The sequence below is a fragment of the Rhodoferax sp. AJA081-3 genome (assembly GCF_017798165.1).
Taxonomy (GTDB): domain Bacteria; phylum Pseudomonadota; class Gammaproteobacteria; order Burkholderiales; family Burkholderiaceae_C; genus Allorhodoferax.
The window spans coordinates 3,272,085-3,284,962 of record NZ_CP059068.1 but is presented as its reverse complement, the minus strand read 5'-3'; the positions used below and the strand labels follow the sequence as shown (position 1 = coordinate 3,284,962).

Here is a 12,878-nt window from a genome sequence, read left to right as displayed (position 1 = left end):
ACGACACAAGGAACACCCATGACACCAACACGACTGCGATTTACCTCCCTGGCGGCACTGATGCTGCTGGGGCTATCCACCTCGGCTTTTGCGCAAAGCCGATCGACCTACATCGTGCAACTGGCTGCAGAGCCTGTGGCCAGCTACACCGGCACCGTGCCCGGCTACAGCGCCACCCTGCCCGCACCCGGCACACGCCTGAACACCCGCTCGTCCGCCGCCCTGGCCTACAAGGCGTACCTGGATGCCCAGCAGACCACCGTGGCATCGCTGATTGCCGGCGCCCCCATCGTGGCACGTTACTCCACCGTGTACAACGGTTTTGCCGCCCGCCTGACCGCTGCAGAAGTGCAGGCCCTGCGTACCAGCCCCCTGGTGGTGGAAGTGTTTGCGGATGAAGCCCGCAAGCTCAACACCATTTCCACCCCCGCATTCCTGGGTCTGAGCACCGCAGGGGGCGTGTGGTCACAAACCGTTGCGGGCCTGGCGCTCAAGGGTGAAGACATCATCATTGGTGTGGTTGACAGCGGCATCTGGCCCGAAAACCCGTCCTTCGCCGACCGCGTGAATGGCAGCACACCCGTGTTTGGCACCGGCACCCTGGCCTATGGCCCAGCCCCCGCCGGATGGAACGGCAGTTGTATGGGCGGTGAAGGCTTCACGCCCGCTACCCATTGCAACAACAAACTGATCGGTGCGCAGTACTTCAATGCCGGTTTCCTGTCCTCGGGCCTGCCCAAACACTGGACCGAGTTCTACTCACCACGTGACTCCGTCGCCGGCCCCACCGGGCACGGCGGCCATGGTTCACACACCGCTTCCACAGCGGGTGGCAACAGCGGCGCCCCCGTGACCCTGGGCGGCAACAGCGTGGGTACGGCCTCGGGCATTGCACCGCGGGCACGTCTTGCGGCCTACAAGGTCTGCTACACCTATGTCAACCCCAATGCCGAAGACGGCACGGGCAGCCAGAACTCCTGCTTCACGTCAGACAGCGTCGCTGCCATCGACAAGGCAGTGGCCGATGGTGTACACGTCATCAACTACTCCATCAGCGGTAGCCAGACCAGCGTCAACGACCCGGTGGAGCAGGCCTTTTTGCGTGCCGCCAATGCGGGCGTTTTTGTGGCCGCATCGGCAGGCAATAGCGGCCCCGCAGTGGCCGTGGCCCACGTCAGCCCCTGGTTGACCACCGTGGCAGCCTCCACCCATGACCGCGCCCTGTCCGCCAATGTGACCCTGGGCAACGGTGCGTCGTACACCGGCGCGTCGTTCAATGCGGCGGCATTGGCAGCCAAGCCTGTCATCCGCGCGGAAGACGCGGGTCTGCCCGGCGCTGATGCCACCCAGCTGCGCCTGTGTTACCTGACACCTGCCGTGCTGGACCCCGTCAAGGTGGCCGGCAAGGTGGTGGTGTGCACACGCGGTGTGACTGCCCGTACCGACAAGAGCGCCGCCGTCAAGGCTGCGGGTGGTGTCGGCATGGTGCTGGCAGACAACGGTGCGGGTCTGGTGGCCGATGTGCATTCCGTTCCATCGGTGCATGTGAATGCCGCAGACGGTGCAGCCATCAAGACCTATGCCCAGGCGGGCGGCGGTACGGCTGCCATCGGCACCTACTTCAACGCGGGCAAGCCTGCGCCCATCATGGCGGGCTTCTCGTCACGTGGACCCAACGCCGGTGATGCCAATATGCTCAAGCCCGACCTCACGGCACCGGGCGTGGACATCATTGCCGCCGTTACTGCCGGCCTGACCAATGCCGAGCGTGATGCGGTGGCCAACGGCACTCTGGTGCCCGTAGCCGAATGGTCGTCGTACCAGGGCACGTCCATGTCCAGCCCCCACGTGGCCGGTCTGGCGGCGTTGATTCGCCAAATGCGCCCCACCTGGTCGCCCGCGGCGATCAAGTCGGCCCTGATGACCACCAGCATGTCCACCTTGAACGATGGTTTGGCTGACCCGCAAAACGGTTTGTTGCCCTGGGCTCAGGGTGCCGGCCACGTGGTGCCCACCAAGGCACTGGACCCCGGTCTGGTGTATGACAACGGCAAGGTCGAATTCATCCGTTACCAGTGCAATGTCAACAAGCCTGCGGTCACACCCGCATCGGATTGCGTGACCTACGGCACGCTGGACCAGACCTACAACTTCAACCTGCCCAGCATCACGGTCGGTGCGGTTGTAGGCAGCACGGTGGTGACCCGCAAGGTGACCAATGTGGGTGCCAGTGCGGCGACCTATACAGCCACGGCGTCTGTGCCCGGGTTCACCACGGTGGTGACACCCAGCAGCATGACCCTGGCAGCCGGTGAGACCAAGACCTTTACAGTGACACTCACCGCGGCGGGCGTGGCCGATGGTCAATGGTCGTTTGGTTCCCTGGTCTGGAGCGATGGCGCACACGTGGTGCGCAGCCCCGTGACCGCACGCACCGGCAAGACGATTCAGGCCCCAGCGTCCCTCACCGCGACCACCGCATCGGGCAGCCGCCTGATCACGCTGACGACCAACTTCAACGGCCGTCCCGCCGCGAACAAGGGTGGCATGAAAGCCGTCACCGTGGGTCCATTGGCTGGCCTGGTGCCGGGTGCACCGTCGTCCGCCGCGCTGAAGGCTGCCTGTGTTGCCGGTGTCGACACGGCCTCCATCAAGGTCTACCCGTTTGTCCTGCCCGCCGACACCATCGTGGCGCGTTTTGAGACACGCAATGCCGACGTGGGCAGCGCAGGGGACGACAACGACCTGATCATCGTGTCGCCCACCGGCGCCTCGGTGTACTCGGGCAACGACGGCTCCAACGAAGCGGTGCAGCTGGTGAGCCCCACCGCCGGCACCTACAAGGTGTGTGTAGGCGCCTATGCCGGTGCTGCAAACATGACCCACCGTCTGTCCAGCTGGGTGGTTACCGCGGCCGATGCGTCCAGCAGCCTGAATGTGTTGTTGCCCAGCACCGTGTACTCGGGTAGCACCGCCACCGCCGGACTGGCGTGGTCCGGTCTGGCGGCCGGCGGCCGTTTTGTGGGTGGTGTGCAGTTCAAGGATGCGGGTGGCAGTGTGCAAGCCACCACGATCCTGCGGGTGAACACCGACGGCACTGCGCCCCTGGCGTTTACCGAGAAGACGGTTTCTACCGACAAGCTGCGCCAGTAAACGGACCGTCTAAAACGGACTGTTGTGCCCCACGCAGGTGGGGCACTCCATAAGAAAGGGCTGCCAACGCAAGTTGACAGCCCTTTTTCGTGGGCACGAGGCCAGTATTTTTGTTAGCTGGCGGCGTCGGCGTTTGTCTTCAACACACAGCGCTGGGCCTGGCACACGGCGCCGGGGTCTGGCAGGTAGCGGCAGGTGGACACCATGCCCGACTGGGCCTGGCGCTGGCGTTGCAGCGCGGCCTGTTGGTCGACCAGGCTTTGCAGGGCCTCGCTCTTGGGGTTGTTCTGGGTAGACCAGGCCCGCCACGCGGCCGGGCCACCACAGGCATTGGCACCCACGCCGATCGTGCGGCATTGGGCGTCGGTGGTGCAGGGTGCCTGGCCAATGGTGGTGTTGATCTGCTGCTGCAGGCTGGCTTCGGCTTCGCCGCCGTTTGTTTTCGACTGGGTGGAACTAGCTGCAGCGGTAGGCGTGGTCACGGGTGTGGGAACTGCCGATTGGCAACCCGCAACCCACAGCAAACCGCACACAGCCAGGCCCATGCGCAGCCGCGACAGGCAGGTATATCCACTCGGAGTTGGGTAGGGCATGGCGAGGTTCCTTGGCTGCAGTTGTTATCGGGTGGGCCATAGCAGTATGCGCCGATTGGGGATCTTCGCTATCGCAGGCGATGCATTCAAAGAAAAATGCCTCCAGCCCCCGTTAAATATGCTTATGTAGCTACCATTTTCATAGCAACTTAGGCCTTACGCCCACTGGTCCACAACGCCGCCACCACAATCAACCCTCCGCCCACCCAGCCCATCACCCCCAGGCTCTCCCCCAACCACAACACCGCAAACAGCGCACCAAAGGCCGGCTCGCTGCTGGTCAACAAGGCTACCCGGCTCGGCGCGCTGTGCTTCAAAGCCCAGTTCTGCGCGAAGAAGGCAAACACCGTGCAGCCCAGCACCAGGTACACGCTGGCCTGCCAAAACGCGGGTGCCACAGGCAAGGGCGGCAGACCGCCGGGGGTGCACAAGGCCAGCAGCAGGCTGCCAAAACCAATCACCCCGGCCTGCACCGCCGTCAGCGCCAGCGCAGGTGCCGTGCTGCCGCGGGTGAGCTTGCTAGTCTGGCAGACGGTGACGGCGCGCAGCAGTGCGGCGGCCAGCATTAGCGCGTCACCCCAACCCATGTCACCCACCAGGCCGCCGCTCAGCAGTGCCGCGCCCAGCAGGGACACGCCGGCAAACACAAACACGCTGCGTTCGGGCCTGATGCGCAGCATCCACCACTCGACAAAGGGTGTAAACACCACACACAGGCTGATCAGAAAAGCTGCGTTGCTGGCCTGGGTCAGTGCCACGCCAAAGGTCTCCGCCAAAAAAATCCACAACATCAGCCCGCCCAGTGGCCAGCCAGTGCGCAGCGCGTCCCGTAGTTGCTGGCGCTGCAGCCGCAGCAACACGGGCACCAGCAGCACAAAGGTCAGGATAAACCGCACCGCCAGAAAACCCAGCACCGGGTAGTAGGCCAGTGCGCCCTTGGCGACGCCATAGCTGGTGCCCCAGACGATGGCGACGGCCAACAGCATCAGATCGGACAGGCGCAGCAGGTGTTGGGGCGGAGAGAGGGTCAGGGTCGTGTTCATCCCCCGAATTGTTTATTTAATCTGCATTGCTGATAATCCATCAATGAAGAACAGCACTTGTGCGCCATGAGCATCAATAACCCCTTGGACAGCCTGCCCGACATGGCCGTGTTTGCCCGCGTGGTGGACGCCGGCAGCTTCTCGGCCGCCGCCCGCCAGCTGGGGCTGACACCCTCCGCCGTGAGCCGCCAGGTGGCGCGCCTCGAAGGCGTATTGCGCGTGCGCCTGCTGGAGCGCACCACCCGCAAACTGCGCCTGACCGAGGCCGGCGCCGCCGCATACGACCGCTGCCAGTCGCTGTGGACCGCAGCGCGCGAGGTGCTGGCACTGAGCGACACCCACACCGCCCAGCCACGCGGCCTGGTGCGCATCAGCATGGCCAAGGCCGTGGGCCGCCAGCTGATCCACCCGCTGATGCCCGGCTTCTTGCGCGCCTACCCGGAGGTAGATGTGCAACTGGTCATCACCGACCGTGTGGTGGACCTGTTTGAAGACGGCATAGACCTGGCGATACGCGCCACTGACTCTCCGCCGCCGGGCCTGGCTGGGCGACCGCTGATGCAGTTGCACCACGGCATCTACGCCAGCCCGGCCTATTTGGCAGAACGCGGTACGCCCACCCACCCGCGCGACTTGGCACATCACAGCTGCCTGTACCTGGGCGAAGACGAGCGCGACCGTAACTGGCGCTTTCGCAAGGACAACACAGAGACCAGCGTGCGTGTCAGCGGCCGTTATGTGGCCAACCACAGCGAGGTGCGGCTGGAGGGTGCCCTGGAAGGTTTTGGCATTGCCAGCCTGCCCGCGTTTGCCGCCCGCACCCACCTGCAAAGCGGCGCGCTGTTACAAGTGCTGCAAGACTGGGAGCACCAGACCGACTACGCCGGCACGGCCTGGTTGCTGTACCCGCCGAACCGCTTTCTGGCGGCCAAGATTCGGGTCTGGATTGATTACGTGGTGGAGCGGCTGGTGCACTGATCGGCCACCCCATCGGCCATGCTGCACCGCCGGGTTTGGCCAGCGGCACGTAGGCCGGGTGCTGAGCGTGCAGAATCAACGCCCATGACGCACCGTATCGAACCCACCCTGACCCGTCCATCCAGGGTGTCGCACCAACCAGTTTCCGCCATGCTGCTGGCCGCAGGCCGCGGCGAACGCATGCGCCCGCTGACCGACCACACACCCAAGCCCCTGCTGCGTGTGCAGGGCAAGCCGCTGATGCAGTGGCACCTGGAGGCGCTGGCACGGGGTGGGTTTGACAAGGTGGTGGTCAACACGGCGTGGCTGGGAGAGCAGATTTCCCAGAAGTTCTCAAGCATTTTCAGCCCTCAGCCCCCGTCGGATATCACTCCATCGATATCAAATCAGGAGCAGTCCGCCGACACCGTGCACATCCAGTATTCCCACGAAGGCCGCGATTTCGGTGGTGCGCTGGAGACCACGGGCGGCATCGTCCGCGCCCTGCCGCTGTTGTGCCCGGCCCAGGCCAACGGTGTGTTCTGGGTGCTGGCGGGTGATGTGTTTGCACCGGACTTTGTGTTCCAGCAGGCCGATGTGGACCGCTTTGTGGCCAGTGGCAAACTCGCCCACCTGTGGCTGGTGCCCAACCCCGCACACAACCCCCGCGGCGACTTTGGCCTGGCGATCCCACCCAGCAGCAGCAACGGCGTGGGCCTGGCCCTGAACCTGCCCGCCGACAGTACGGAGCCCCGCTACACCTACAGCACCATAGGCCTGTACCGCGCGGCCCTGTTTGCGCGCCCCTGGTGCGACATCCCAGCCGGCAACCAGCAGGGCGTGAAGGCGGCCCTGGTGCACCAACTACGCGCCGCAATGGCCCAGCAAAAAGTCACCGCCCAGCTTTACACCGGCCGCTGGACCGATGTCGGCACTCCCGAGCGGCTGGCCCAACTCAACACGCCGGACTAAGGTGCCCCCAGGCCGGCTACCACCATGCCAATACACATACCCACTTTGGGGCGCGCTGCGCTCCTGGCCCTCAGCCTGTTATGGGCACCTGTTCAGGCCGCAGACACCAGCCCAACCACACCCCGTACAGTGCCCGACACCATCGCCCAGCGGGTGCTGGCCTGCACCGGTTGCCACGGCAAGGAGGGGCGGTCTACCAACGCGGGTTATTTCCCGCGCATTGCTGGCAAACCCGCCGCCTACCTGTACAACCAGCTGCGCAATTTCCGCGATGGGCGGCGCACCAATGCCGCCATGACCCACCTGGTAGACCCTTTGTCCGACGCCTACCTGCGTGAGATCGCAAACTACTTTGCCAGCCAGGACCTGCCCTACCCACCACCCCAAACCGCCAACGCACCCGCCGCCGTGTTGCAGCAGGCCCGCACCCTGGTGCTGCAAGGTGATGCCAGCCGCAAGATTCCCGCCTGCACACACTGCCACGGCAGCGCCATGACCGGTGTGTTGCCCGCATTCCCCGGCCTGCTGGGCCTGCCACGGGACTACCTGGTGGGCCAACTCGGCGCCTGGCAAACGAACAAACGCCACGCCGTCGCACCCGACTGCATGGGCAGCATCGCCAAGCGGCTGACTGCGGATGAGATCAGCGCCATTGCCACCTGGTTGTCATCCCAGGCACTGCCTGCACAGACCCACGCCGTGGCGGCCAACACCAGGCCGCTGCCCGTGGACTGCGGCAGTGGTCTGCAATAACTGGAAATGCCCTCCACCATGCAACCAACCGCTTCCGCCCCGACCCGTTTGCAACCGCCACGCCGGTGGCCCCGCCGCCTGCTGGTCTTGCTGGTGTTCTTGCTGGCCACAACCGCGCTCGTCGCCTGGCTCAATGTGCGCGGCGAGGCGGACATCCTTGCGAGCACCAGCGTGCCCTTCACCGCCACGCCGCAACACATCGCCCAGGGTGCCTACCTGGCCCGCGCCGGCAACTGCGCCGGTTGCCACACCGCGCGTGGCGGAGCCGACTATGCAGGCGGCCTGGGTATTGCCACACCGTTTGGCACGGTGTACGCCAGCAACCTCACACCCGACGCACAGACTGGCCTGGGCCGCTGGACACCGGCCGCCTTCTGGCGCGCCATGCACCACGGGCGCTCGATGGATGGGCGTTTGTTGTACCCGGTCTTCCCCTACACCAGCTACACACAAGTCAGCCGCGCCGACAGCGACGCGCTGTTCGCCTACCTGCGCAGCCTGCCGGCGGTGGCGCAGGCCAACCGGCCGCACGAACTGGCCTTTCCGTACAACAGCCAGGCGGCATTGGCCGTGTGGCGGGCGCTGTTTTTCCGGGCGGGCGAGTTTGCGCCCGAGCCCACACAGACCGAAGAATGGAACCGCGGCGCCTACCTGGTGCGCGGCCTGGGCCACTGCGCTGCCTGCCATGCCGGGCGCAACCTGTTGGGTGCCAGCCGAAGTGAACTGGCCCTGCAGGGCGGCGCAATCCCCATGCAGCACTGGTATGCCCCGTCGCTGGCATCCAGCCGCGAAGCGGGCGTGGCCGACTGGGCCACACAAGATGTGGTGGCCCTGCTGCAGACCGGCACATCCCCCCGCGGCAGCACCATGGGACCCATGGCCGAGGTGGTGCTGCGCAGCACGCAATACCTCAACAACGCCGACCTGCAGGCCATGGCCGTGTACCTGAAGGCTTTGCCACAACAGTCCCATGCGGCGGCGCTGGCCAAGGCGCCCGAGTCGGCCCAGCTCAGCACCGGTGCCACCCTCTACAAAGACCACTGCGCACAATGCCACGGCAACGAAGGCCAGGGCGCCAAAGGCGCCTACCCGGCGTTGGCCGGCAACCGCGTCGTCACCCTGGAAACACCCGCCAACCTGGTGCAGACCGTGTTGCACGGCGGCTTTGCCCCCGCCACCGCCGGCAACCCCCGGCCCTTTGGCATGCCACCTTTCCAGCAGACGCTGGACGGCCCGCAGATCGCCGCGGTGCTCACCTACATCCGCCACGCCTGGGGCAACGCAGCCAGCCCGGTGTCTCCGCTTGAAGTTATGCAGAACCAATAGTGGCCATAGCCCCCGTAGAATGGACTTTGTTAGCTATATGTTTTGTAGCGCAATAGCACATACAGTGCCGCAGCATGTACGTTGACATGTCCATATCCCAACAGATCACTGCGCATGGTTTTGCGGTCCTTGCCCCCGTTTTAAGTGATGCCGAATGCGACACCCTTGCCGAACAAGCGGCGCGCGGCGCATCGGCGTCGGGTGGCACACGCAAGCTGATGCAACATGCCTGGTGCCGCGCACTGGCAGCCAAACTTCGACAACACCCGCTACTGTCACCACTGCTCACGCCAGACATGGTGGCGGTGCAATGCACCTACTTTGAAAAATCTGCCACGCGCAACTGGCTGGTCCCGTTGCACCAGGACCTCAGCATCCCGGTGGCCCACCGGGTAGACCACCCCAGCCTGGGCCCTTGGTCTGAAAAGGAAGGGGCTTTGTTTGTGCAGCCGCCCAGCACGCTGTTGCAACAGCTCATCGCTGTGCGTGTGCACATTGACACCTGCACGGCCAATGACGGGGCCTTGCGTGTGCTCGCCGGTTCACACCGCCTGGGCATGCTCGACACGGAGGCCGCCGCTGCGGCACGCCAGACGCACACCGAACAGGTGTGCACGGTGGCCCGCGGCGGGGTCTTGATAATGCGCCCGCTGCTGCTGCATGCCTCGTCCAAATCCACGGGGAGCAGCCAGCGGCGGGTGCTGCATTTTCTGTTCGGCCCAGCAGCACTGCCCCTGGGTCTGGCCTGGCAGGACGCGGTGTGATCTAACCGGCGCAAGCCCGCTTCAGTAGACTCGCCCCATGAGCACCCCCGCCATCGCCCACCACACCCACCATGGGGCGGCACCGCCTTCGGCTGGTTTGTCGCGCTGGAGCCGGTTTTTGTGGGAGGCACCGCTGCTGCTGTCCATACTCTTCACCGCCTTGGTGGTGGCATGGGCACAAGAGAACGACACGCTGGAGCGCGAGGCCCTGCGCCAGTCGGTGGTGGCCGACACGCTGAGCCTGGAGGCGCAGCTGGCGGCGCGGCTGGAAACCGAGGCGGTCAAGCTGCGGGCCGCCGCCACCCACCTGCCGCCAGCCGGCGCCGACCCCAACCGACAACTGGCCATACAACCCGAGATTGCCGCCGGTCTGGACCGCCGCTGGTTGAGTGTGGTGTGGCTGGATGCCGACATGCGCATCGTGGCCGAGGCCCGGCGCGAACAGCGACCGGGCGTGCCAGCGCAGCCCCAGGCCCAGGGCATCTCGCTGCACCTGATTGCCCCCACCAGCGACGAACACCACCCGCAGACGGGCCAGCTGATTGCCCGCTACGACCCGGCGGATCTGATACAGAGCAAGGATTTCTGGTGGCTGGCCGCACAGTACGAAGTGCAGTTGCTCAGCGGCCTGGGCGAAGTGATTGTGTCCACCGAAAGTCCGGGCCGCGTGGCGCGGGGTGAGACCTACGAGACCCCGTTCAAAGCCATACCGGATGCCCGCCTGCGCCTGACCCAACGTGTGCGCCAGCCCCACTGGTTTACCACCCTGCCGGTAATTTTGCTGGTGGGTTTTCTGGTGCTGATCAGCGTGGCCACCCTGCTGCTGCGTCGCCAGATGCGCCAGGTCACGCGGGCCGAAGCCGCCTGGCGCAACGAGGCCGCGTGGCGCCAGTCGCTGGAGGAGTCGGCCCTGGTGGGCCTGCGCGCCCGTGATCTGAATGGCCGCCTGCTGTTTGCCAACCGCACCTTTTGCGAGATGGTGGGTTATTCGGTGGACGAGTTGGTGGAACACGACCCGGAGTTCGACCACCTGGCCCACCCGCCGCAGGATGCAGCCAGCCACCCCACCCAACGCGTGGGCCACGAGACCCGCTGGCGCCACCGCGATGGGCGCATGGTGGACGTGGTGGTGTTTGAATCCCCCCTGGTGGATGGCGCGGGCCAGCAGGTGGGGTGGATGGGCTCCATCGTGGATGTAACCGAACGCAAACGCCTGGCCGAGTTGGAGCGCAAACAGCGTGAGGTCTTGTCCAACCATGCCCGTCTGTCCACCCTGGGCGAGGTGGCGTCCACACTGGCCCATGAACTGAACCAGCCACTGACCAGCATCGTGAGTTACAGCGCGGGCATTGCCAAGGCGCTGGAGAAACAACCTGGCACCCGGCCCGATCTGCTGGCGGCGGCCCAGGCCCTGTCGCGCCACGCTTCCGCAGCGGGTGGCATCGTGCACCGCATCCGTGAGCGCCTGGCACGCCGCGAGCTGGTGCTGGAGCCACACGACATCAACACCATCGTGTCGGACGCGGTGGCGCTGCTGAAGCTGGATTTCAAACGCGCAGGTGTCAGCGTGCAACTGGATCTGGACGCTGGCCTGCCGCGCGTGCGTATGGACCGCATCGGCATCGAGCAGGTCATCACCAACCTGCTGCGCAATGCGAACGACGCCATGGCGGCAACACCGCCGCCGCGCAGCCTGCAGGTGCACACCCTTCTCAGCCATAACCCGCCCTTGGGCAGTGCGCAGGGCTGGGTTACCGTGGCCATCAGCGATACCGGGCCGGGCCTGGGCGGGCGCGATATCGAAACCCTGACCGAAGCGTTCTTCTCCACCAAGAAGGAAGGCACGGGCCTGGGCTTGGCGATTTGCCGCTCCATACTGGAGTCACACGGCGGGGTATTGCATGCACAGGATGCAGCAGGGGGTGGCGCCTGCTTCAGTTTTTCACTGCCACCCGATAAAACAATAAATGAGGCGACACACCATGACAACCACGCAACCCACCATTTATCTATGCGATGACGATGAAGGCGTGCGCACCTCCCTGGCGTTTTTGCTGCGTCAGCACGATCTGGAGGTGACCTCTTACGCCAGCGGCCCCGAGCTGCTGGCGGCAATTGACGCGGCCACCGTGCCCCTGCGCGGCATATTTGTGTTGGATGTGCGTATGGAACCGCTGTCGGGTTTGCAGGTGCATGAGGCTCTGATCAGCCGAGGGCTGGACAAACGCATGCCGGTGCTGTTCTTGAGCGGGCATGGTGACATTCCCATGGCGGTGGGCGCCATGGCCCGGGGTGCATTCAGCTTCGCCGAAAAGCCGTATGCCGATGAAGCCCTGGTGCAGCTGATACGCCAGGCGCTGAATGCCGAGGTGCAGTGGCACGGGCGCATGGCCCGTGTGGACGCGCTGCGCCAACTCATCGAGGGCCTGTCGCGCCAGCAGGTGCGGTTGATGCCCCTGGTGGCCGCGGGTGAGCTGAACAAAACCATTGCGTGGAAGATGGAGCTCAGCGTGCGCACCGTGGAAGAACACCGGCGCAAGATTTTTGAGCGGCTGAACGTGCACTCGGCCGCCGAGCTGGCCACGCTGTTGGCCGAGGCGCGCACGGCGGGCATCGACATCGCCGCCACGCCTTAAGGTCGGCTGGTAGGCCCAGCTTCGCGGTAGCGGTGGGTGATGCGGGCCATGAACTAGAGCGGACCCAACGCGCGTGCTGCCAGCTGCCGTACCAGGGCGTCGGTGTTGGCCACGGGTGTGGGCAGTGTGTCAAACGCCCCGTCGATCAACAGGTTGCTCAGGCCGTGGGACAGGCTCCAGCCGCACAGCGCCAGTTCTGGCCCTTTGACCGGGTCATGGGCGCTGGCCGCTGCCATCAGAAAACCAAAAGCGCGGTGGGATGCGGCCTTCAGCGCCGGGTAGACGTCGCCTTGGTTCAGTTGGGGCGCAAACATCAGCCTGAAACGCGCAGGCTGGGCCCGGGCACAGCCCACATAGGCCTGTGCGATCTGCAGCAGACGCTCCCGTGTATCGGCTGTGGCGGTGGCCTGTTCCATGGCATCACCCAATGCAATAAAACCGCGCTCGGCAACCGCCGCCAGCAGGTCATTCAGACTGGCAAAGTGGTGGTAGGGCGCGGCGTGGGACACACCCGCAGCCTTGGCCACCTCGCGCAGCGTGGTGCCCTGCACGCCGCGCTCGGTGAGTGTGGCCTCGGCCGCCATCAGCAGGGTTTCGCGCAGGTTGCCGTGGTGGTAGGCCTTGGGGGGCGGCTTGGGGCTTTTTTTGGGGGGTTGGCGTTTGGCAGTTGGGATCATGGGC

11 protein-coding genes are annotated in these 12,878 nt (G+C 65.3%); 8 read left to right on the top strand and 3 right to left on the bottom strand.

Annotated features, from left to right (window positions below; translation table 11 throughout):
• Nucleotides 1-18: 18 nt before the first annotated feature.
• Complete coding sequence (locus HZ993_RS15465; protein WP_245213650.1) at nucleotides 19-3,153, top strand: S8 family peptidase; 3,135 nt, start codon at nucleotides 19-21, stop codon at nucleotides 3,151-3,153.
• A 113-nt stretch (nucleotides 3,154-3,266) separates the two neighbouring features.
• Here HZ993_RS15465 and HZ993_RS15460 read toward each other — a convergent pair whose 3' ends face one another.
• Both HZ993_RS15460 and HZ993_RS15455 read right to left on the bottom strand, forming a co-directional pair.
• A complete protein-coding gene (locus tag HZ993_RS15460) occupies nucleotides 3,267-3,746 on the bottom strand; it encodes a hypothetical protein (RefSeq protein WP_209393642.1) in 480 nt (159 codons plus the stop codon).
• A gap of 149 nt (nucleotides 3,747-3,895) precedes the next feature.
• Complete coding sequence (locus HZ993_RS15455) at nucleotides 3,896-4,789, bottom strand: DMT family transporter (protein WP_209393641.1); 894 nt, start codon at nucleotides 4,787-4,789, stop codon at nucleotides 3,896-3,898.
• Nucleotides 4,790-4,855: 66 nt separating this feature from the next.
• Between HZ993_RS15455 and HZ993_RS15450 the strand changes: the two genes are divergently transcribed.
• The 7 genes from HZ993_RS15450 (at nucleotide 4,856) to HZ993_RS15420 (ending at nucleotide 12,197) form a co-directional block, all read left to right on the top strand.
• A complete protein-coding gene (locus tag HZ993_RS15450) occupies nucleotides 4,856-5,767 on the top strand; it encodes a LysR family transcriptional regulator (RefSeq protein WP_209393640.1) in 912 nt (303 codons plus the stop codon).
• A gap of 150 nt (nucleotides 5,768-5,917) precedes the next feature.
• Entirely contained in the window at nucleotides 5,918-6,718 is an 801-nt protein-coding gene (locus HZ993_RS15445; protein ID WP_209398517.1) for a nucleotidyltransferase family protein, read from the top strand.
• Nucleotides 6,719-6,742: 24 nt separating this feature from the next.
• A complete protein-coding gene (locus tag HZ993_RS15440) occupies nucleotides 6,743-7,471 on the top strand; it encodes a c-type cytochrome (RefSeq protein ID WP_209393638.1) in 729 nt (242 codons plus the stop codon).
• An 18-nt stretch (nucleotides 7,472-7,489) separates the two neighbouring features.
• On the top strand, nucleotides 7,490-8,797 hold the full coding sequence (locus tag HZ993_RS15435) for a cytochrome c (protein ID WP_209393636.1): 1,308 nt from the start codon (nucleotides 7,490-7,492) through the stop codon (nucleotides 8,795-8,797).
• Nucleotides 8,798-8,883: 86 nt separating this feature from the next.
• Nucleotides 8,884-9,561: a phytanoyl-CoA dioxygenase family protein gene (locus HZ993_RS15430; RefSeq protein WP_209393634.1), complete on the top strand. Its 678-nt coding sequence runs from the start codon at nucleotides 8,884-8,886 to the stop codon at nucleotides 9,559-9,561.
• Between the two features lie 37 nt (nucleotides 9,562-9,598).
• Nucleotides 9,599-11,581: a sensor histidine kinase gene (locus HZ993_RS15425; protein ID WP_209393633.1), complete on the top strand. Its 1,983-nt coding sequence runs from the start codon at nucleotides 9,599-9,601 to the stop codon at nucleotides 11,579-11,581.
• On the top strand, nucleotides 11,544-12,197 hold the full coding sequence (locus tag HZ993_RS15420; protein ID WP_209393631.1) for a response regulator transcription factor: 654 nt from the start codon (nucleotides 11,544-11,546) through the stop codon (nucleotides 12,195-12,197). The genes HZ993_RS15425 and HZ993_RS15420 overlap by 38 nt, the downstream gene beginning before the upstream one ends.
• A 53-nt stretch (nucleotides 12,198-12,250) precedes the next feature.
• On the opposite strand, the gene HZ993_RS15415 is transcribed toward HZ993_RS15420, so the two are convergent.
• Nucleotides 12,251-12,874 carry a TetR/AcrR family transcriptional regulator gene (locus HZ993_RS15415; protein ID WP_209393630.1) on the bottom strand — a complete coding sequence of 208 codons (624 nt, stop codon included), beginning with the start codon at nucleotides 12,872-12,874 and terminating at the stop codon, nucleotides 12,251-12,253.
• Nucleotides 12,875-12,878: the final 4 nt, after the last annotated feature.